The 21,782-nt window shown below is 54.6% G+C and carries 18 protein-coding genes and 1 tRNA gene; 6 read left to right on the plus strand and 13 right to left on the minus strand.

What is annotated here, in order from left to right; all coding sequences use genetic code 11:
• Window positions 1-111 precede the first annotated feature (111 nt).
• From ABIE60_RS08570 to ABIE60_RS08615, 10 genes are all read right to left on the minus strand, one after another.
• On the minus strand, window positions 112-3,147 hold the full coding sequence (locus ABIE60_RS08570) for an efflux RND transporter permease subunit (protein ID WP_354469027.1): 3,036 nt from the start codon (window positions 3,145-3,147) through the stop codon (window positions 112-114).
• Window positions 3,144-4,187, minus strand: a complete 1,044-nt coding sequence (locus ABIE60_RS08575; protein ID WP_354469028.1) for an efflux RND transporter periplasmic adaptor subunit — start codon at window positions 4,185-4,187, stop codon at window positions 3,144-3,146. Before ABIE60_RS08575 ends, ABIE60_RS08570 begins: the two co-directional genes overlap by 4 nt.
• 96 nt (window positions 4,188-4,283) lie before the next feature.
• Window positions 4,284-4,709 carry a YccF domain-containing protein gene (locus tag ABIE60_RS08580; protein ID WP_242529982.1) on the minus strand — a complete coding sequence of 142 codons (426 nt, stop codon included), beginning with the start codon at window positions 4,707-4,709 and terminating at the stop codon, window positions 4,284-4,286.
• Window positions 4,710-5,013: 304 nt separating this feature from the next.
• Window positions 5,014-5,994, minus strand: coding sequence for a 2Fe-2S iron-sulfur cluster-binding protein (locus ABIE60_RS08585; protein ID WP_354409933.1), 981 nt, complete (start codon window positions 5,992-5,994; stop codon window positions 5,014-5,016).
• 75 nt (window positions 5,995-6,069) lie between these two features.
• Window positions 6,070-7,053 carry a toluene-4-monooxygenase system hydroxylase subunit beta TmoE gene (gene tmoE / locus ABIE60_RS08590; protein ID WP_354409931.1) on the minus strand — a complete coding sequence of 328 codons (984 nt, stop codon included), beginning with the start codon at window positions 7,051-7,053 and terminating at the stop codon, window positions 6,070-6,072.
• A 10-nt stretch (window positions 7,054-7,063) separates the two neighbouring features.
• Complete coding sequence (gene tmoD / locus ABIE60_RS08595; protein WP_354410008.1) at window positions 7,064-7,375, minus strand: toluene-4-monooxygenase system effector TmoD; 312 nt, start codon at window positions 7,373-7,375, stop codon at window positions 7,064-7,066.
• Window positions 7,376-7,436: 61 nt separating this feature from the next.
• Window positions 7,437-7,775 carry a toluene-4-monooxygenase system ferredoxin TmoC gene (gene tmoC / locus ABIE60_RS08600; protein WP_354409929.1) on the minus strand — a complete coding sequence of 113 codons (339 nt, stop codon included), beginning with the start codon at window positions 7,773-7,775 and terminating at the stop codon, window positions 7,437-7,439.
• A 5-nt stretch (window positions 7,776-7,780) separates the two neighbouring features.
• Entirely contained in the window at window positions 7,781-8,035 is a 255-nt protein-coding gene (gene tmoB / locus ABIE60_RS08605) for a toluene-4-monooxygenase system hydroxylase subunit gamma TmoB (RefSeq protein WP_354409927.1), read from the minus strand.
• A 20-nt stretch (window positions 8,036-8,055) separates the two neighbouring features.
• A complete protein-coding gene (gene tmoA, locus ABIE60_RS08610) occupies window positions 8,056-9,558 on the minus strand; it encodes a toluene-4-monooxygenase system hydroxylase subunit alpha TmoA (protein WP_354409926.1) in 1,503 nt (500 codons plus the stop codon).
• A gap of 26 nt (window positions 9,559-9,584) precedes the next feature.
• On the minus strand, window positions 9,585-10,961 hold the full coding sequence (locus ABIE60_RS08615) for an OmpP1/FadL family transporter (protein WP_354469030.1): 1,377 nt from the start codon (window positions 10,959-10,961) through the stop codon (window positions 9,585-9,587).
• 258 nt (window positions 10,962-11,219) lie between these two features.
• Here ABIE60_RS08615 and ABIE60_RS08620 point away from each other — a divergent pair, with 258 nt between their 5' ends.
• The gene (locus ABIE60_RS08620; RefSeq protein WP_354469031.1) at window positions 11,220-14,141 is read left to right on the plus strand and encodes an ATP-binding protein; all 2,922 of its coding nucleotides are present in this window, start codon (window positions 11,220-11,222) and stop codon (window positions 14,139-14,141) included.
• Window positions 14,142-14,152: 11 nt separating this feature from the next.
• Window positions 14,153-14,767 (plus strand): response regulator transcription factor, encoded by a 615-nt coding sequence (locus ABIE60_RS08625; protein WP_354409919.1) that lies wholly within the window; start codon window positions 14,153-14,155, stop codon window positions 14,765-14,767.
• 290 nt (window positions 14,768-15,057) lie between these two features.
• Here ABIE60_RS08625 and ABIE60_RS08630 read toward each other — a convergent pair whose 3' ends face one another.
• A complete protein-coding gene (locus ABIE60_RS08630) occupies window positions 15,058-15,231 on the minus strand; it encodes a hypothetical protein (protein WP_175527641.1) in 174 nt (57 codons plus the stop codon).
• A 214-nt stretch (window positions 15,232-15,445) separates the two neighbouring features.
• On the opposite strand from ABIE60_RS08630, the gene bfr (ABIE60_RS08635) reads away from it, so the two are divergent.
• Entirely contained in the window at window positions 15,446-15,919 is a 474-nt protein-coding gene (gene bfr / locus ABIE60_RS08635) for a bacterioferritin (RefSeq protein ID WP_206834902.1), read from the plus strand.
• A gap of 2 nt (window positions 15,920-15,921) precedes the next feature.
• Window positions 15,922-16,389, plus strand: coding sequence for a bacterioferritin (bfr, locus tag ABIE60_RS08640; RefSeq protein ID WP_091826643.1), 468 nt, complete (start codon window positions 15,922-15,924; stop codon window positions 16,387-16,389).
• Window positions 16,390-16,595: 206 nt separating this feature from the next.
• Here the strand turns inward: bfr (ABIE60_RS08640) and ABIE60_RS08645 are convergent.
• Window positions 16,596-16,683, minus strand: a tRNA-Ser gene (locus ABIE60_RS08645).
• 207 nt (window positions 16,684-16,890) lie between these two features.
• Between ABIE60_RS08645 and ABIE60_RS08650 the strand changes: the two genes are divergently transcribed.
• Both ABIE60_RS08650 and corA read left to right on the plus strand, forming a co-directional pair.
• Complete coding sequence (locus ABIE60_RS08650; protein WP_354469032.1) at window positions 16,891-17,871, plus strand: calcium/sodium antiporter; 981 nt, start codon at window positions 16,891-16,893, stop codon at window positions 17,869-17,871.
• A 13-nt stretch (window positions 17,872-17,884) separates the two neighbouring features.
• Window positions 17,885-18,829 (plus strand): magnesium/cobalt transporter CorA, encoded by a 945-nt coding sequence (gene corA, locus ABIE60_RS08655; RefSeq protein ID WP_354469033.1) that lies wholly within the window; start codon window positions 17,885-17,887, stop codon window positions 18,827-18,829.
• A 25-nt stretch (window positions 18,830-18,854) separates the two neighbouring features.
• Here the strand turns inward: corA and ABIE60_RS08660 are convergent, their stop codons facing one another.
• Window positions 18,855-21,710, minus strand: a complete 2,856-nt coding sequence (locus tag ABIE60_RS08660; protein ID WP_354469034.1) for a bifunctional diguanylate cyclase/phosphodiesterase — start codon at window positions 21,708-21,710, stop codon at window positions 18,855-18,857.
• Window positions 21,711-21,782: the final 72 nt, after the last annotated feature.

Genomic DNA, 21,782 nt, shown 5'->3' on the forward strand with positions numbered 1-21,782 from the left:
GCCAGAATATGAAACGCCCCTGAAACGGGGCGCTGTGAGCGGTGGCTTAACAGGATCAGGCCGCCAAGTGCACCAGAAGTGCACAGCATGGGCCTGAATGGTGCAGCAGTCTCAGGTCTTGCTGACCTTGAACCAGAGCGCGTACAACGCGGGTACAAACAGCAAAGTAATCAGCGTACCCACCGCCACGCCACCGATCAGTACATAGGCCAGAGGCCCCCAGAACAGATCCAGCGTCAGCGGGATGAAGGCCAGCATCGCGGCCATTGCTGTCAGAATCACGGGGCGTGCCCGCTGCACCGCTGCTTCAATGACGGCGTCACGCACCGCCATGCCGGTGTCGAAATTGTCCTGCACCTGCTGGGTCAGAATCATGGTGTTGCGCATCAGAATCCCCCCAAGGCCGATCAGACCCAGCAGCGCCGTAAAGCCAAACGGCTGCTGGAACAGGATCAATGCTGCCACGGCACCCACCAGCCCAAGCGGGGCCGTAGCCACCACCATGAAAGTGCCCGAGAATGAGCGCATCTGCAGCATGATGAAGATCAGCATCAGCGCCAGCATCACCGGCTGCAGCTTCTGAATGGAAGCATCCGCCTTGCCGGACTGCTCAACAGAACCTCCGATCTCGATGTGATAGCCCGGTGGCAGATCGGCCCGCAGTTGTGCCATCTGCTGCCAGATGGCCTGGGTCACATCCGGTGCCTGTGCCCCATGCACATCCGCCTGCACCGCCAGGAAAGGCTCACGGTTGTAGCGTTTGATCACCGGATCTTCATAACGGATTTCAAGCTCACCCAACTGATGCAGCGACAACTTGCGGCCTTCTGCGGTTTTGATTTCGAGCGTCTCCGGCAGCAGAACACCGTCACGCGCACTGCGCGCCACCACCTGCACACTGCGGATATCCTGCCGCAGCTCGGTGACAGCAAGTCCGTTCAGCTGCAACTGAAGCTGCCTCGCCACCTCGTTCGGCGTCAGCCCCATCAGGCGCAGGCGTTCAGCGTCCATATTCAGATGGTAACTCGGTGCCCGCTCATCCCACTCCAGATGCGGGATCACGGTATTGGGATGTGCCTCCATCCGTTCACGTATCTGATGCGCAATACGTCGCAGCTCATCGGCATCGGGCCCCATAACGCGGAAGCTGACAGGCCAGACCACGGGCGGTCCAAACAGCAGCCGTGTCACGCGCACCCTCGCCTCGGAAAACTCGCCTGCGGCAATATGCCGATCCAGCTCAGCCATAATGCGATCACGGGCCGCGGCATCCTCTCCAATGGCAATGATTTTGGCGAAGGCAGGATCAGGCTGTTCGGGATTGGCCGAAATAAAGAACCGGGGAGCACCGGCACCCACATAGGCCGAGAGGCTTTTGACCTCTTCCATCTGTGACAGAATCGCTTCCAGCTTACGCACGGTCGCATCCGTTGTGCCGATGGCACTGCCCTGTGGCAGGTAGACCGATACCAGTACTTCCGGGCGGTCCGAACTGGGGAAGAACTGCTTCTGTACCTGTGTAGCCATGCCGATCACACTCAGTACCAGCACGCCTATCGTTGCGGCCACCACCGACTTGCGAAAGCGCACACAGGCCCCAATCAAGGCACGCAGACGACGGTACAGTGCCGTTTGATACAGATCACCGGGCGTGTGCCGATCATAGTTCGGCAGCAGTTTGATACCCAGATAGGGGGTAAAGGTCACCGCAACCAGCCAGGAGATCAACAGCGCAAATGCCAGCACCCAGAAAATATTGCCCGCATACTCGCCCACGCCGGACTGGGCAAACCCGATCGGCACAAACCCCACCACCGTGACCAGGGTGCCAAACAGCATCGGGGCCGCCGTGACATTCCAGGCATGGCTGGCTGCCTGCACGCGGTCCCAGCCTTCCTCCATCTTCACGATCATCATTTCGATCGCGATGATCGCATCATCCACCAGCAGCCCCAGTGCGATGATCAACGCCCCCAGTGTGATGCGGTCAAGATTGATGCCGGCCATTTTCATCAGCAGGAATGTCAAGCCGATGGTGACCGGAATCGCGATCCCGACCACAAGGCCGGCACGAAAACCGATCGCCAGAATGCTCACCGCCATCACCACCAGAACCGCGACCAGAAACTTAACCTGAAACAGATTGACTGCCTGGCTTATCGCCTCGGTCTGGTTGGTCAGCGTCTGCAACGACATGCCCAGAGGCAGGCGCGACTGCTCCTCAGCGATGAAGGCTTCAAGGCGCTCACCAAATTCGAGCCCGTTCTGACCGGACTGCATCACGACACCCAGCAGGATGGCGTCCTCACCATTGGCACGTACCAGATAGCTCGGTGGATCTTCATACCCCCGTCGCACTTCAGCCAGGTCAGACAGCTTGATGAGCTGCCCTCCTACTCTCAGCGGCACCGCCGCCAACTGTTTCGGATCGGCCAGATCCGCCTCAATGCGCAGATAGGCACGCGGACCATCAAGATCCACAAACCCGGAGGCCACCATCCTGTTGCTGGCTTCGATGGCAGCAAAAATCTGCTCTGGCGTCAGGCCGAGATTGTTGAGCCGATTCATGTCAAATTCGATATACACACGCTCCGGGCGCTCACCCAGCACCAATGCCTTTTGCAGACCCGGCAGGCGCTGCAGCCGGTCACGGATCGACTCGGCTTCGCGCGTCAGTTCGCGCATCGGCATGCCCGGGGCCGTCAGGGCGATCAGGGAGAAGTACACATCCGAAAAATCATCATTCACAATGGGGCCAATCACACCGGCGGGCAGGCTGGCGGCCTCATCCTGCATCCGCTTGCGCACTTCATAAAACAGATCGGGTACCACCTCGCTGGGCGAGAAATCTTCAAACTCCACCTGCAGGTCCGCACGCCCCGGGCGTACAGTGGTTTCAACCTTGTTCAGATATTCCACTTCCTGGATGCGCTTCTCCAGTCGATCAACGACCTGATTCTGCAGCTCTTGCGGGGTTGCCCCGGGCCAAACCACCGACACCACCATCACGCGAACGGTGAAGGCAGGGTCTTCGGCCCGCCCCAGTGACAGGAATGCATACACACCGGCACACACGGACAGAATGATGAAAAACAGCGTGGCGGAGCGTTCACGCACCGCAAGCGCCGAGAGGTTAGGAAAGCTCATCGCGCCTGCTCCCTCACATCCATTCCCGGCGTCAACAGATGGGTGCCCAACGCAATAATGCGGCTGCCCTCGGCCAGTGAGGCACGAATTCTGGCCTGCTCGCTTTCCAGCGACAGTACCTCAACCGGAACAGGCTGTGCCTTGCCCTCCAACACCTGCCACACCTGCGGGCCGTCGCTGCGCTCATCCAGCGCCCCCAGCGGTACGCTCAGCGTGACACCCTGCTGATCCCGGTCCAGCAGTACCTGCACCACCATACCCAGGCTCAGGGCGTCAGAAGGCTGCTCAATGCGATAGCGCGCACGCCAGCTGCGACTTTGCGGGTCCGCCGCACCGGCAACCTCACGCAAGCTCAGCGGCAGCATCCTGTCTTCCAGTTGCAGCTTGCCGCCTTCAGGGGGGCGCACACCCTCGGCAAGATATACCTCAACCTCCAGCGGCCCCTCTTCAACCAACACCGCCAATGGCTGTCCCACGGCCACCACCTGCCCCGGCTCTGCACTGACCTCAGTCAGCACGCCCGCCCTGTCAGCTGAAAGTTTGGCGTAACCCAGCCCGTTGCGCGCCTGTGCCAGCACCGCCAGTGCGGCATCACGATGGCTGGCCGCTTCACGCAACGCCAGCTCAAAACGCTCCAGTGTCTGTCGGCTTACAAAATCCCGTTCAACCAGTTGTTGCTGGCGCTTGAGTTCGCTATTGGCAATTGCAAGAGCGGCCTCTGCCGTTGCCAGCTCCGCTTCGGCTACGCGCACATTGGCAAGCAGATCACGGGTATCCAGCTGAAACAGCAACTGACCAGCCGCCACCCGCTGCCCTGCATCGACATGGCGTTCCAGAATGCGACCGGGGACCTGGAACGAGACAGGGATTTCGTGACGTCCCTTGACCGTACCCGACAATTTCACCCACGCACTGTCATGACTCTGCACTGCCACTGTTCTGACCCAGGGAGCCGGTGTTGTCTCTGGCGAAGCGGATTTGTCACCGCTGCACCCGACCAGCAGCAGAGAAAGCAGAATCAGAGGAAGTGTCAGTCGCATGGCAATATACCCGATGGTCGTGTCGATTCAGTTGACCCAATCGTAAAATATTAGAGACAACAAATATATATTCGCAACGTATTGAATACTGGCTGGTTACTCAAGCGGGGTGTTGAAACGAGTATCACTGCGGACCACTGTCTGACCCACCGGAGCAAGCGCAATCATCGCCAGTTTGAGGTGCTGAATGCCGAAAGGAATGCCAATGATGGTGATAAAGCAGGCCAGTGCCGACATTAAATGACCAATTGCCAGCCATATACCGGCGAAAATGAACCAGATGATGTTGCCAATCAGCCCCAAAACCCCAGTGCCAATATCGTCACGACCCGTCAAGTCGCGACGGTTGACCGGTTCCTTGCCGAACGGGAAAAAGGCAAAACTGCCGATTACGAAGCATGAACGCGCCCAAGGGATACCCACAATGGTGATTAACGCCAGCAAGCCGGCCAGCCACCAGGCCAACCCCATCAGCACACCACCCAACACGAACCAGAGAATATTACCCAGTACACGCAGCATTTGAATGATCCTTCAACAGCTCAGAAATATCGGGGTATTGTTTCACTATTTCCATGCCATGGCACTACCGCGCCTCCCAGACCCAATGCTCGTCATCTTTGATGACGATCTGACCTGTCCACCACTTTCGAATCCAGAGCAGTCTCGTGGCCACTGAGCTAGAGCGCTCACGTAGATCCTGAAACATGGTTACTCTGCAGCCGAGTGATATTCGACACTTGAAGCAGCATAAAAACTACACAACCGACCTGAAGGCAAGCATTACAGGGTGAGTGTGAGGACCTTAAAAACGTCCCCTATTTCCTTAAAAAAAACGATCAAAATGGATAGCTTCAAAAGGCACCCTATTTTCTAGCATCAGCAGCTTTTGTACGGCGCTAATCATGGGCGGCGGACCGCACAGATAAAACTCAGCTCCCTGAAAACTCTCCAGATACGTGGGAATGACCTCATGGACAAAGCCGGTTGCCCCACTCCACCCAGAGTCATCAGTTTGGTTAGACAGTACATTCACCAGCTTGAAGTTTTCGGCAGAGCTAAACAGCGTTTGAGCGGCGTTCAGTTCTGCCTCTAGCCGTGAACCGTAAAAAACTGTTATTGGCTTCTCGTAGCCTTGGGTAATCAGTGTATTTACCATCGATACCATCGGCGCGATACCAGATCCCCCTGCGATAAACACCGACCGTTGCTCATCTGTCGTGCTCAGTACTGATACCCCGTAGGGCCCGTCCAGCTGTAGCGTTTCAATCGAGCCCTTTGCCAGTGCGCGGGATACCTTCCCACCCGGCACCGCCTTGATAATTAGGGTCAGCTTGTTACCATCAACCGTATTAGCTGCTGAGTAAGCACGGGCACCTAGCTCCGGCAACTCAAGCATAAAGTATTGGCCGGGAGAAAATATCACCTCCCGCTCAGCCTCCAGCTGCAGCTTAAACATCTCCTCAGAAAGAAAACGTTTACTCACCACGTGGGCCGAGAAACGGCTAGGCGGATAAAGTGCACGCCCCTCAGCACGATTGACCACCTTAATCTTGAGGTCGGATTTAGCACTGCATTGGCACGCCAACAGCCGCCCTTTTCGGCGCTCGCGGTCAGACAACCCCGGCGCATCAGGCCAAAGGTTATTCACCTCACCCTCGAGTAGTTCAATCTTGCAGGCACCGCACCCACCGGAGTTGCACTCGTAAGGAAATGCCAGTTCAGCTCGCAAAGCAGCACTGAGTATCGTGTCGTCACTTGCTGACTGGAATTTGATCATCTGATCATCTGATTGAATTTCGAACATAGACAAGGTCTCTGAAAAAGCCCCTTCGACGACGCCGAAGGGGAAGCATGCTGATAGTTTAGAAGGGGAACATCATCAGACCGCCAGCATCGAACTCCTCAACGAGGCACTGCGTTCGATATATTGCTCCGGGACCAAGTCCTCGGAGAGCATTTTTAGATATGCCTCGGCAGCCCTATCTGCCAGCGGTTGCCACTTCTCGATCCAACCATCAATAACTGCCTGATTGTCCGGGTTTTCCAACGCGTGCTTGACCAGCGCCTTCGCCCAGCGGTTATGGCGCTCAGCATCTTTCAACTGGCTATCAATTAGCAGCGGCAGTAAGGTATCGTTGTTCTCCCATGCTTGCTGCTGCAGTGGCTTGAACACACTTTCAACAAGCATCGGCTTGATCACCAGATTGAGGCTGAGAAAAGCCTCGGCCCAGTCAAACGCGATCAGTTGCTTCTCCATCAGCTCACGCAATCCCTGCCAGCCCGGCTCATTCTCCCACAGCTCCCGCTCACGCTCGCCAAAACCGACATCGCCATAGGTAAGGCCGAGTTCATGCGTGCGATACGCAGTATGGGTCAGCCAACGTAGAGAATCCGCAGTTTGCAGAATACAGCAATTGGAGATCGTGCTAGCCGGGGCCATCTGCTGAACATAGGCTGATGACATCTGCAGGCAGTGGAATAAGTAGCGCAGCGGAGCGAAACAGCGAGCCAGCGTATGCTGCCAGCCATCCTGGATCATCCTGTCGTGTTCACGTTCGTTGAACTGGTCGAACAGGCCCTGCACATACGCCTCCTGGCCATCCTGCATCATGTTGTAGGTGCGGTAGACCAACTGGTCGGGATCGGTGAACGCATCCCAATCATCATGTTTAAGCGGTGATGCGTTGCGGTACTGCTTGTACCAGAGGTTCATTGGACTGTCCGGACTCAGCTCCCAAGGCGCATCCGGATTATTGGTGCTGTAGTGCAGTTTGCGCGACACGATGTCGTATTCACTTGGCTTTTTTCTCATCTCTGCCAGGTGGCTCCATGTGCGCATAGGTTTTTTGGATTCAAAGCTCATGGGTACCTCCTCAAAGAGATTTATCAAAGTAAAAACGTATCTGGTCTTGGTCAGCCCGAATCTGTCCAGCGAAGGAAGCCAGATTGATCTCCAACTCCTGCATGTTGAACGGACGGCCTAACTGCTCCTCCAGCGTTTTGCGGGTCAGGATCAGTTCTCCATCGGTCTCGATACGCACATATGCCCGCTTGTCTTCCACCCGGATCTCCTTGCCCGGATTATCGATCTCCGCCGTTTCGATCACTGGCTCCACAAGTTCACCAGCGCGGATAATCGGTCCAACGTTATTGTTGTTTAAGGCCTGATCACCCATCGTACTCATCATGTAATCCCTCTTTTGCTCAGCTGTTTCGCTAATGATTGGTGCAACAACTGGCGCTGCTTCAGGTGTGTGCCATATTCGGCGAAACGCCTTCTGTATTGACGTAAATATCATCGCCCTTCACCTCTACTGGGTACTCAGCAAGGCAGCAATCTTCCGGGTTGATGCCCTGTCCGCTTTCATCATTAAAGGTCCACAGGTGGGCACGACAGGTGATCACACCACCCTCGTAACTCCCCTCAGACAACAGAATCTCTTGATGGGGACACATCGCCTGGTAGGCTTTCACCCCATGCTCCTCGCTGTTGACGATCAGGATTTCGGTACCGTCCGAGGTCTCGAAGGTCTCCATCTCGCCTGCCCAGATGTCGTCAAGGGAACAGACTTTTTCAAAGCTCATTACGGCTAGTCCTCAAATACCACGTCGATCACTTCGGTCGGTTTCAGGCCGCTCTCGGCGACCGTCATCTCCCGCGGGAACAGTTCGCTTGATTGATGTTTGCGAACACGCATCACCCCGGCACGAGGCGCAACGCGGCGGTTAACACAGTGGTAAGCGACCTTCTCCGCCACCTGGTCCATGGAATCATTCAGATCCACGACGATCAGTTGCACCAAGAAGTCACGTTCAAACGCGGCATGAATTGGAAATGCTGACATCATCTACTCCTTAAACCGGTTCAAGCCGACTTTTTCATTTCGGGTTTACACTTCTCGGCCCAGGCGAAGTCATGGGCGTCTTTACCCATCTCCTCAACACACTGGAACCCCATGTACTGCAGCGCACCCTCCAGAGTCATCGGCTGGATCTGCCCGGCCAGGAAGCGGTCGACAATGCTCAGGTGGTTCTGGTACTGCTCCGGATCTTGCTGGAAGATCCAGCGATCCACTTCCGAACCGAAGTGGTACAGGCGACCGTTGTGCTCAAGGCTGAACACCTTTACGTCCCAGTCATCGCCGGGAATACCGACCAACGGAATCTGGCTCATGTTGCACACGGTAGGCAGGGTTTCCGGGGAAACCAGTTCCATGCGATCGTTAATCACGTTGTCGGTGATCACATCCCAGCAACGGCCCCAGCGCTTGTTCCAGCCCGGATACTTCTCCTCCAGCCAGTCACGCTCCTCCGGTGTCACCCCTGCCGCCGGGTTCCACCAGGCGGTTGTACGCCAGTACCAGACACCCATGTGATAGCTGTGGGGCAGCTCATCGATATCCTTGAGGAACAGATCCCAGTACCAGGGCTTATCCAGACCAAGATCAAGCAGTGCACGTTCGAACTGACCAATGATCCACTCGTACATGAACTCCTTGAACGACTGGTGGCGGTGCTCCAGCGGCGTGTAGTAATCCATGATCGGACCGGTCAGCACCGCGAACAGACGCCAGGCACGCCAGATCGCCATGTCGACCTTCTTCTGCGCTTCCTCCTTCTTGCCGTTCTCGATCAGCACCTGCAGAGCCGGACCACCCTGCTGCGCGTGGCGGGACTCATCGGTCTGTATGCTGGAGATCAGGTTGGCAAAGGTGTAGTCACCGGCATCGGCCGCATCGGCCGCCAGACCGAGGAACTGCATGTTGGTGAAACCGGTTTCGAACGAGAAAGTCAGCATGATCGCGACGCTGATCGCATCGCGTCCGGTGATGATGTCGTCGAAGAAGTGCTTGGCAGCGATCGCGGCCCATTCATTACTCTGGTAAGCGCGCCAGGCCCAGTCAAACTGACGGTCCTTCTTGCAGTACTCATGCGGGAAAAACAGTTGGATCTGGCCGTGACGCAGCTCGTCCATCATGCCGAACGCGGCCATGTTGCGGTTACCAGGAGCCTTTGAGAATCTCGCCATGCGCCCTTCACCCGTTACAGCTGCATACTCGCCAACGGCTATGGCACCGTAATGCGCTTTCAGGATGCTGATCCAACCCGGATCGGAATTTTCATAGATCTGTGCACGCTCAAGTGCGGCCTTTACGGAATAAGCACCGGCATCTTTTTCACGCTGAATACTGACATATTCCGGGTAAGAGGTTTTATAAGGCTCATCGTAGCTTTCCCATTTTTCCAGCGGGATGCCCATATGGCCGGACATCTGCTCAGGGAACAACTGCTCTTCGGTGACAAAACTGGGGGTCCAGTTAGTCGCCCTGGTCAGTTCATACCAGTCTTTACGGGGATGCATCGCCATCTTGTTATTCTCCGTGCGGGTTGGGTTTAAAAGTTCTTGCTATAGGAGACCACGGCGTTGATCTGGCTGTGGCTTTGGTTCAACGTCTCGGTGCCTGCAAGGTAAGACGGCGTATCCAGGCTCTCTTTCAAGCCGAACGAAAGCGCCATACCCAGCCTCGACCCGCTGTCGAAGCGGTACTCACCACCAAGAGAGATATGTTCTTTCAGATAAGCTGGGATCACAGGCAGTATCAGGTTGTTGTCCTGTGCCTGCTGCGCATAGCTGTAGCCTGCGCGAAGTGTCAGCTTGTCGTTGTAGCGGTAAGCGGTGCCGATAGAGGCCACCGTAATATCCTGATACTGATGCGGGAGTACGATATCGATTCCACCAGCCGGGGAGCTGAAACCCACATTGATGTTCTCCATCACATCACTCCAGTAGGTGCGCTTGATATCGCCGGTCACCAGCCAACGGTCGTTGATCTGATGCGCAATCCCCAAAGTCAGACTGGCGGGCATCTCGAAGTCTTTAATGCGGATATCACCACGTAGCGGCAACACAGAACCGTCACTAGCGACACCTGTAAGCGTTGCCCTCCCCTCCAGGTCCCCCACCGAGGTCTCGAAGTTGTACATCGCGCCCAGTACGGTGCTGTCGCCCAGCTTATAGGTCAGGCCCAAACGCCCACCCAAACCGATCGCGTCTACACCGCCGCCAGTCGGAGTGTTACGGGTTAAGCTGAAGTGAGCGGCACCTCCAGGACCGACGAATCCGGCCAGCGGGGCCACCAGGCCACCTGAGAGATTACCTCCGGCAGCGAGTGCACCAACTTGGGAGGCAGGAAGAAGAAGTTCGAGATTAAGTGCAGTCCAGACCAGATCGAGGCTGCCGCCGACGGTCAGGTCCGGTGTCACCTCATAGCTGAAGCCGACGGGTGCACGCAGCACCAGCAGACGGCTGGAGTTTTCGAAGCTGGTTTGGGTCCCGTTTTCGGTCCGTGACAGGAAACTGTCGTTACCGAACTCGGTGCCCAGGCCACCGTTAGCGAACAGCCCTACACCCAGGTGCCATCTGTCCAGTTCGGTGACATAACTCAATTGCGGTGCGAAGTAGGGTCCACGGTTATTGGATTCTGTGCTGCTATTGGCTACCTCTCCGCTGCTGTTTCGCGCTTTGATATCGGTGGTGACAATATCCAGTCCAACTTCGAGCTGACTACCATCCGGCGCCAGCCCTAAGGTAGCGGGGTTGCTGATCAACGCCGCGTTTCCGGTATAGTAAGAGGAGCTGGTTCCACCCATCGCACGAGAGGTTGCACCAAATCCTTCAAGGTCGAACACCTGCGTTGCATGTACGCTAAAAGCACATGAACCCAATAACAGTGCACTGGCACTTTTTATTTTTATCATCTGTTCACCCATTTTTATTTTTATATACTTTCTCAGGCAAAACGCCGTTTGATAGTGATTAGAATTCTTGCAGCCCGGGGATAAAAAGAAATTATTTTTTGGATTATGGGTTTATTTTAAAAATGTAATTATCTAAACCAAGGTTTATCAAAACTAAACGATGGGTTAACTTTGGCTAAAAATTAATTCATCTGGGCTAACAAAAGAGCATCAAAAAAAGGCTATACTCATTACCCATAACAACAAAAATCAATTGTCAGAGTCTTGAATATGAGTTCGGTGGATAAAAAGCAGTTTCAACCTGGCTCCGCACTTACCGTTCACAGCACCTACCTCGAAACAAACGGATCCGGGCAGCTTCAGCGAGAGAAACTTGCCCGTATCATCTTCGACGGCCTCTACGAGTTCGTTGGCCTGCTCGATGCGCAGGGTAACGTGCTTGAGGTAAACCGGGCGGCCCTGAACGGTGCCGGCATCACACTGGAGGAGATTCAGGGCAAGCCGTTCTGGCAAGCTCGCTGGTGGCAAATTTCGCAAGAGTCGGTCGCTGCCCAGAAACGGCTGGTAGAAGCTGCTTCCGCGGGAGAGTTTGTCCGTTGTGATATTGAAGTGTTAGGAAAAGCGGGTGGACAAGAGATTATTGCCGTCGATTTCTCATTACTCCCTATCCGAGATGAACAAAACAATATCGTTTTCCTTCTTGCCGAAGGGCGCAATATAACGGATAAGAAAAAAGCCGAAGCACAGCTGGCGTTAAAAAATCGCGAACTTGAACAACTGGTTGAAAGAATTAGAAAATTGGATAATGCCAAAAGCGATTTTTTTGCCAAGGTTAGTCATGAGCTACGCACGCCACTCTCATTAATCCTAGGGCCGCTGGAAGCGATAATGGAGGCGGAAAAAGAGCGCGGCTCGCCTCACTGGAACCAGTTTGAGGTGATACAACGCAACGCCACCACCTTGTTAAAGCAGGTCAACGCTTTGCTAGATCTGGCGAAGATGGATGCCCAGCAGATGAGGCTCACCTATCGCCGCACCGACCTTACCCTGCTAACCCGTGCGATTTGCTCACACTTTGAAGGCGTCGCTCAGCAACAGTCGATCAGCTTAAACTCTCAGTTCCCACTGCAGATGATCGCCGAGGTGGATGCCGAGAAGTACGAACGCATTATTCTTAACCTGCTTTCCAACGCATTCAAGTTCACGCCATACGGTGGCCTTATCCGCTGTACCGTCAGCCTGAGCCGTCCAGGCCATGCACTGATCACCGTCTCCGATAGCGGGCCGGGCATCCCCTATCAGCTCCGAAGCGAGATATTCGAACGCTTCCATCAACTGCAACCGGAAAGCCCTCAGGCCCAGCAAGGTACCGGTTTGGGACTCTCCATCGTGAAAGAGTTCGTTGAGCTGCACCACGGCACGATCTCCGTCAGCGATGCACCGGGGGGAGGAGCACTGTTCCAGGTGGAGCTACCACTGAAAGCGCCGGAGGGTGCTTACGTAGCCAGCGACACCCTGGCACGTAGCGAACCGCTGCAAACGGTCAACCCCGATGAATACATGACACCAACACCCTCCGCAGAAAGCACCTCCACACCTGTTCAGATGGAGTACGATCGACCCCAGGTCCTGATCGTGGAAGACAACGCGGATATGCGCTGTTTTATCAGGGATTGCCTCAACACCGATTATCAGGTGTACCTTGCTCCGGACGGCGCACAAGCGTTGGAGCTGATGCGCACCGCGCCGCCTGACCTGCTGATCACCGACCTGATGATGCCGGTAATGAGCGGCGATACGCTGGTCCATGAAATTCGTAACCAAGAGGGGTTTGCACACATCCCGATCATGGTGTTATCCGCCAAATCAGACGAACGACTGCGGGTAAAACTGCTCTCTGAATCGGTGCAGGACTATCTGTTAAAACCCTTCTCCGCTCAGGAACTACGAGCACGGGTCAGCAACCTGATATCGATGAAGGTAGCCGGAGACGCCTTGAGGCAGGAGCTATCCGACCAGAGCAACGATATCACCCTGCTCACCCACCGCCTGATCAAAAGCCGCCACCGTCTGCAGGAAAGTCACGATGCGCTACATGCGTCGGAAGCGCGCTGGAAAGCGGTTTATGAAAACTCCGCCGCTGGGATTGCACTGACCGACCCCGACAGCCGTATTCTCAACGCCAATCCCGCATTTCAGCGCATTACAGGCTATACGGAAAAGGAGCTGAAGCAACGTTCTATCGAGCAGCTGACCCCGCCGGAGGCGCGTCCACAGATGAAACAGCGCCTCTCCCGACTGCTCGAAAGCGGCGTCTCGGATTACAATGTCGAGCGCCCCTACCTGTGTAAGGATGGCTCCACGGTCTGGGGTAACGCCAGCGTCTCATTGATGCCCCCTCGCGCAGATGAGCCCCAGGTTGTGCTTCAGATCATCGACGATATCACCGAACGCAAACAAGCGCAGGAAACACTGAATCAGTTGCAACAGGAGCTCGTCCATGTATCCCGCTCCGCTACGATGGGCGAACTGGCGGCTTATATCGCACACGAGTTGAATCAGCCTCTCTCGGCGATCATGACCAACGCCAACGCGGGCACACGCTGGATAGGCAATCAGCCTCCCAATATAAAGGAAACCAGAGAGGTATTGGCCCGCATCGTCCGCGATTCCGATCGCGCTGCCGAGATTATCCGCATGGTCCGTTCCTTCTTAAGGCGTCAAGAGCCGGTACAGCAATCGGTCAACTTCAGAGCACTGATAAACGACACCGCTCTGATACTAAAGGCGCCCACGCAAAACAACGGTATAAGCCTGAAGATAGTTGCGGAGGATCCTCTTCCCAGGATTCTGGGGGATGCGGTGCAGATACAACAACTGCTCATCAACCTCGCCATGAACGCCATCGAAGCGATGTGTCAGAGCGACTGTAAAACACGCGCCCTGACTCTGTCGTTCTCGACAGATCGCACCCATGATGCACTGGTGATCCGAGTCACCGACACAGGCCCGGGTATTCCGCCGAGTCAGATGGGGCAGCTATTCAATGCGTTCTACACAACAAAAAAAGAGGGGCTCGGCATGGGCCTGGCAATCTGCTTTACCATTACGGAGGCACACAACGGTAAAATCCGGGTGGAGCACACATCGGTTGGCGGCGCCAGCTTCGTCGTTACCCTTCCCGCCAGTTAGGACCACTGCAGATGAACGATCAATCATCAATTATCTATGTCGTTGACGATGACAACGCTGTACTGGAAGCAATGAGCAGCCTGGTACGCTCCATCGGCCTGGAGGTCGCCTGCTTCTCATCCGCTACCGAATTTTTGAACAGCATGGATCAGATAAGTCATGGCTGCCTGATTCTAGATGTCCGCATGCCAGAGATGAGCGGATTGGATGTGCAGCACAGACTGGCCGAACTTGGCGAGCAGATCCCCATTATCTTCATCAGCGGCCACGGCGACATACCGATGGCAGTCAAAGCGATAAAAGCCGGCGCCGTAGACTTCCTTACCAAACCGTTCCGAGAAGAGGATCTGCTCAGCGCCATCCGTATCGCCCTGCAGCTAGCCCCTCGCCAGAAAGCCAATACAGTCCTGATCAGCGAACTGAAAACCCGTTACGAAGGCCTGAGCAAACGCGAGCAGCAAGTTCTAAAATTCGTGCTTCAGGGCAGCCTCAACAAACAGACCGCACACGAACTTGGAATCTCCGAAGCGACCGTCAAAGTCCACCGCCACAACCTTATGAAGAAAATGAAGGCTGACTCTGTCCAAGAGCTGGTTCGCTTTATAGAAAAGCTCAAGAGCCTCTAACGTAAGGAGAGGAGTTACCACCGGGAAACTCAACTTGTAATGCAAATAGAGCCATAAGCAACACAGGGATATTCCTGCCCCTTCATACATACAAAAAAACCGAGCCCCTCACGGAGCCCGGCTTTTTACTGGTAAGCCAGAGATTACTTGGCTTTCTTGAGCAGTTTTTTCAGACCTTTCAGCTTGCCTTCGTGCTTGGCAATTTTGGCCTTGCGTGCCTTGATCTCTTTCTTGACGGCTTTGGTCTTTACTTTGTTCGCCATGGTCGTTCTCTCCATCTAATGAGCAGACTATTTCTGTAGCGAAGCATGTTCGGCTACGAAGCTGCGAATAAAACGTCGAATTTCACGTGCTGCACTGGTATCCAGTTCATCACAAAGCGCGACAAACTGATCGCGATCTTCATTATTGATCCGTATAACCAGCTGGCTGTTTTTGGGTCTGCTTTTCTTTTTACCGCTCATTAAAAGCCTCCAAAAACGCCGTTTGCAGCGACTATCGACTGACAATCATATGTATATACAAAGCAAACCATAGCAGCTAACAGCGACAGGGTCAAACTGCCTTAACCAGAGGCAGACCTATTCACATCTTTGCTAAACTGGTGACCAGCTTAAACGTGCAACCGCATTCAAATCATCGGGGCCAGCAAAGGCATCCGATCTCAGGGGGACAATGATGAAGCATGACGATACGCTGGTGCAGCAACTGAACAGGGTACTGACGCTTGAGCTTACATCCATCAACCAGTATTTCCTGCATGCTCGCATTTTCAGGAACTGGGGGCTGGAACGACTGAACCACAAGGCCTACAAGAAATCGATTCTTGACATGAAGCAGGCCGACCGGTTGATTGAGCGCATTCTGTTTCTGGAAGGGCTACCCAACCTGCAGCACCTGGAGCGCTTACGCATCGGTGAAGATACCGAAGAGATGCTGCAGGGGGACCTGAGCCTTGAGACTGACCAGATTGCGCTGCTGCGTGATGTGATCGCCCAGTGCGAAGCCGGTGGTGATTATGTCAGCCGCAAGATGCTGGTCGACATTCTGGAAGAAGAAGAGGAACACCTGGACTGGATTGAAACCCAGCAGCATCTGATCCGCGAAGTAGGTATTCAGAACTACCTGCAATCGGCCATTGAGGAGGATTGATTATGCAAGGCAAGCAAAATGTCATTGACGCACTGAACAAGCTACTGGCCGGCGAACTGGCCGCCATGGATCAGTATTTTATCCATTCGGAAATGTATGCCGACTGGGGGTTCAACAAGCTCTATGAGCGCATCGCGCACGAGTTTGATGATGAAAAGGGTCACGCCAAATTGATGATTGAGCGCATTCTGTTCCTGGGTGGCACACCGGACCTGGTAACACGCGAGCCCATTCATGTCGGCAAAACCGTCCCGGAAATGCTGCAGAATGACCTGAACACCGAATATCAGGTCGTGCATAACCTTAAACAGGTCATTGCACTGTGTGAACAGGAACAGGATTACCAGACCCGAGAAATGCTGCGTCAGCAACTGGCCGATACCGAGGAAGATCATGCCTACTGGCTAGAAAAGCAGCTGGGGCTAATCAACCGTGTTGGCCTGCAGAACTACCTGCAGTCACAGATGTAATTTTGGGGACCGACCTCCAAGCGCGGTCGGTCATCCCCTCTGTTTTAACATCCGGCCCACAGTGTGTGATCGAAGAGGGAGCTAGCATTATAAGTCTCGGTGAATCCACCGAGGCTCTTCAGAACCGTCCAACAGGCACTGCCAATCAACAAGAGACCCAGTATTGATTCAACGATGCTGATCTGCTTGAGTTTAAACACGGGAAATGGCGGTCAGGGAGGGATTCGAACCCTCGATACGTTGCCGTATACACACTTTCCAGGCGTGCTCCTTCAGCCACTCGGACACCTGACCGCATTGTGCAATTGATGCTGTTTTTGGCTGTCATGGCGACCGCCTCATCAATTGAGGTGCGCATTCTAGCAGACTGATTTCAAAGCACAACATCTGGCCCTACTTTTTTTGTCGGTGCCTGTATCCAGACCAAGACGTGGGCCATTTGGCGGGGTATCATGCCGCTATTGCACAAACCGTTCGACTATTCAGGGAGTTCTGTTACAGATGTTAATGCCAATTTTGGCCGTGGTTGGAGGTCTGGCTCTACTGGTGTGGAGTGCTGACCGTTTTATTGACGGAGCGGCAGCAACCGCGCGTTTTGCCGGGATGCCACCTTTACTCATCGGCATGGTAATCATAGGTTTTGGTACCTCTGCTCCCGAAATGGTCGTTTCGGCTTTTGCTTCGGTCCAGGGCAACCCTAACCTGGCACTGGGGAACGGCTATGGCTCCAATATTGCCAATATCGCACTTATTCTGGGCCTGACCGCCCTGCTCAGCCCTATTGCGGTTCATTCCCAGATTTTGCGCAAAGAGCTGCCGCTGCTGACCGTGTTCACTTTTCTCGCGGGTTACCAGTTGCTCGATGGACAGATTACGCGCGCTGAAGCAGTGGTACTGCTGATTGTGTTCTTTGCCATGATGGGCTGGTCAGTCATGCAAGGCATACACCAGCGAGGCGACACCCTCGGCAACGATATGGAACATGAACTGGAAAGCGAGCCAGCCATGACACTGGGCAAAGCCATCTTCTGGCTGCTGCTGGGGCTGGTATTGCTGATCGTGAGTTCAAGAGTCCTGGTGTGGGGCGCTGTAGACATTGCCAGTGCGCTTGGCGTCAGTGATCTGATTATTGGTTTGACTGTAGTGGCAATCGGCACCTCCCTGCCGGAGCTGGCGTCCTCTATTATCGCTGTACGCAAGAACGAACATGACCTGGCTTTGGGCAATGTGATCGGCTCGAACATGTTCAACACCTTGGCGGTTGTCGGTATCGCCGGCGCCATTCACCCGATGTCATTCAGCCCTGAAGTCCTTACCCGAGACTGGGTCGTAATGGCGGGCCTGACACTGTCGTTGTTTATTCTGGGCTATGGTTTCAGAGGCAAGGGCCGAATCAATCGCATTGAAGGTGGCTTGCTGGTAGCGGTCTTTGCTGGCTATACCACATGGCTGATCTTCGGTGTAATCGCCACACAGGCCTGACAGGGAGACACAGATGATCCGCACATTCACGCTAGAACACGGCAAGCTGCGTGAGCAGGAACAGCTGGCCAGTGATGGATTGACCACTGCCAGCTGGATTGACCTGCAAGATGCGGATGAAGTCGAGCGCGCCAATGTGGAGCAATTGTTTCCGGAAAGTTTGCCGGATGCGGATGAAGTCGAAGAGATAGAGTCCAGCGCACGCTACTTTGTCGAGGGCAATGATCTGCATGTCCATTCCCTTTTTCTGTACCAGAGCGAGGGGCGCTTCAAAACGGCAACGGTGGCATTCACCCTGCAACCGGAGCGGTTGATCAGCACCCGTGACGTTGAGCTGCCTGACTTTCGTCTGACCCGCCTGCGAGCACGGCGCGGATGGGTTGAAGCCACGTCCCCACTGCAGATCCTGACCGCACTGTTTGAGCAGAAGGTGGACAACCTGGCGGACCAGTTGGAGGACCTGCACCGCAACCTGGAGCAGATCAGTAATGAGGTACTGGAAAATCGCGAAGCCGATCTGGGTGAGCAGCTGGACCGACTGGCCAAGCTGGAGGACAGCAACGGCCAGATTCGTCTTTGTCTGATGGACACGCAACGCTCGACCTCGTTTCTGCTGCGACACATCCGCGACCAGAAACGTGAGGTCAAGACCTTCCGCGAGATTCTGCGAGACCTGGACACGCTAATGGCACATGCCACCTTCGTGTTCGAGAAAATAAACTTCCTGATGAATGCCGCCCAGGGTTTTATCAACATCCGCCAGAACCAAATCATCAAGATCTTTTCCATTGCGGCGGTGGTGTTTCTGCCCCCCACACTGGTAGGCACTGTTTACGGCATGAACTTTGAGATGATGCCAGAGCTGGAGTGGATTTTCGGCTATCCGATGGCGTTGGGGCTGATGATCATTTCAGCCATCTCACCCTACCTGTTTTTCAAGCACAAGGGGTGGCTCTGAAGCCACCGCTTTCAGCCTCCTCCCTTCATTTCAGCTTCAGCTCAAACTCACTGGCGGGCAACGGGCGGGCGTAAAAGTAGCCTTGTGCAATATGGCAGCCTGCTCGACGCAGGAACTCACAATGCGCTTCGGTCTCGACACCCTCCGCTACTGTTTTCAGCCGCAGATGTCGCGCAATGTCGATAATGGATGAGGTGATCGCCACATCATCCTCATCGTCCGGGATGCCCATAATGAAGGTTCGACCGATCTTGAGCTTGTCCAGCGCAAACCGTTTCAGGTAGGCCAGACTTGCGTAACCGGTACCAAAATCATCCAGCGCGATACGAACGCCCAGTTCACGCAACTGATGCAGAAGACTGATTGAACCTTCAACATCACTCATCAGCACACTTTCGGTGACCTCAAGCACCAATTGATCGGCCGGGAAGCCGCTTTCTGACAACGCAGCCTTCACCTCATCAACCAGCTCAGGCCGGAACTGTACCGCTGACACATTTACCGCCATAGTCAGCGGCTTGCCATGGATACGATCCCATTCAACTGCCTGGTTACAGGCTTGCTGCAGTACCCAGGCACCAATTGGAATGATCAGACCAGTCTCTTCCGCCAGTGGAATAAAACGATCCGGCATCACCAGACCCTGGCTACTGTTCCACCGCAGCAGGGCTTCACAGCCAGTGAGTCGGTTACTGGAAAAGTCATATTGCGGCTGATAGTAGAGTTCAAGCTCATCACGGCCCAGCGCATCTCGTAATCGCGTTTCCATCAACAGACGTTCGGAGACCTGCTGGTTCATCGCCTCAGTGAAGAACTGGAAGTTGTTACGCCCCTGCCCTTTAGCGTGATACAGCGCCGTATCAGCATTCTTGAGCAACGTATCAAAGTCTTCACCATCACCGGGATAAAGTGCCAAACCGATACTGGCTGTGGTGACCATCGTATGATCTTCAACCTGTAAAGGCTCCGCGATCAGCTGCAGGTAGCGTGAAGCCAAGCCTGACAGGTCAGCCTGTTCATCCAGATCCGGCAGCAGGATTACGAATTCATCCCCACCCAAGCGGCTGATAGTGTCACTGTCACGCGCCTGCTCGGAAAGCCGGCTCGCAATAATCTTGAGTACTGTGTCACCACTACCGTGACCCAGCGAATCATTGATATTCTTGAACCGATCCAGGTCAATAATCAACAGTGCTGCCTGCTCATGGCGTCTGCGTGCACGAGCAATAGCCTGAATGGTTCGATCACGCAACAGGCGACGGTTGGGCAGGTCCGTGAGCGGGTCGAAGTCAGAGAGGTAACGCAGTTGGTCTTCAGCCTCTTTGCGCTCGGTCATGTCGGTCAGCATGGCGACGTGATTGCGCACCACACCCGCCTCACCCCGAACCAGGCTGATCGACAGCCACTGTGGGTATATCTCGCCACTGCGTCGCCGGTTCCATACTTCACCTTGCCAGGTACCCTGTTCCTGCAAGGTCTGCCACATCCGCTCGAAGAAAGCCGGACTGTGACGTCCCGAGGCCAATAACGCCGGCGTTTTACCCAGTACCTCTGCTTCCGGGTAGCCTGTGATACGGGTGAACGCAGGATTGACCGCCATGATGCGGTTGTCGGCATCACTGATCATTGCGCCCTCACTGGCTGACTCAAACACCTGTGCCGACAGTTTCAATTCATCCGCCGTACGCTCAAGTTCAACCTGGCGCTGGTCGATCTCCTGCTGGTAACGGCGCATCAATGTGCGCAGCCAGCGTGAAATAATCCAGGCCACCAGAATGGCGGCCGCCATGGCAAACAGCAACACCAGAATCAGCCACTGCAGGTCATTCTGCAGTTCCTGCTCCAGCTTGGTTTTTTGCATTGCCAGCACTTCGTCCATGCTTTCCTGATAAATCCCGGCAATGAGCACCCAGTCCCATTCGGGGACTTCCTGCACCAGCGACAGTTTATGGTGAATTCCTTCAGCACCCGGTTTGTACCAGTCATACTCAACAAAACGACCCTCGGGCGTTGCCTGTTCAAGCAGCCAGTTGACCATCTTGCGGTGTTCAGAGTCGAGTTGACTCACCAGCTTTCCGGATGAGCCGGGGCGCGTTGGCGAAAGCAGCACCTGTCCACTTTTATGCAATACTGCGATATAACCCTCATCTCCAAACGTCAGCGCTTCAAGTCGATTCAGTGCCTGCTGTTTGAGATCGTTCTCGACCTGGTAAAGGTAATCGCCGGTGCCGATAATCCAATCAAGCGGCTCAAACAGTTCCACATAAGCGATTTTTTCCCGCATTTCATCCGGGTAATCCGGTGCATACCAGCGGTAGCGCGAAAAACCGGCCTGATTCGGGTTCTGTACCGCCTCAATCAACCCACGCATGATGTAGTGACCAGTGTCATCCTGGTTATCGAGCAGGGATTTACCTTCAATGTCAGGACTGATCGGCAGCAGTATGCATTCACCTTCAAGCGTGTCGATGAAAATATAGCCTCGCCCATCGAAGAAGCGCAGATCGCGCAGTGCTTCACGGATCAGTTCGCCAACCTGCTCCTTTGCACCATCGCCATGCAGCTGAATTTCCATGTCATAGATCGACTGGGCCAACTGCATCGCCTGACGCACCTGAGCCTGGATATTGTCACGCAGAACAGCTTCGGTTTGCTGGCGAGTAAAATTGATGTAATCGAGAGTGGCATCCACTTCCTGACGCAGCTTTTCCTGACTACTTTGCTGCAGCCAAAGGCGTTGCTGGCGCAGCCGTTCATGGCCATTCTGCCAAGCCGTCACCACAAAGAAGGCCGACACCAGCAGCATGAGTACAAGTACGGTACCGATGAAGGCACGGGTCTGATAGCGCGGAAGCGTTTTTGAATCAATCGTCAGGGGCATGGTTTCATCTGGCCCATCTACATCTGGGCAAACTCAGTACAGATTCAGCTCCCTGCCGCCTGCTGAGAAGTT

The sequence above is a fragment of the Marinobacterium sp. MBR-109 genome, from assembly GCF_040547565.1.
In the GTDB taxonomy this organism is placed as follows: Bacteria; Pseudomonadota; Gammaproteobacteria; order Pseudomonadales; family Balneatricaceae; genus Marinobacterium.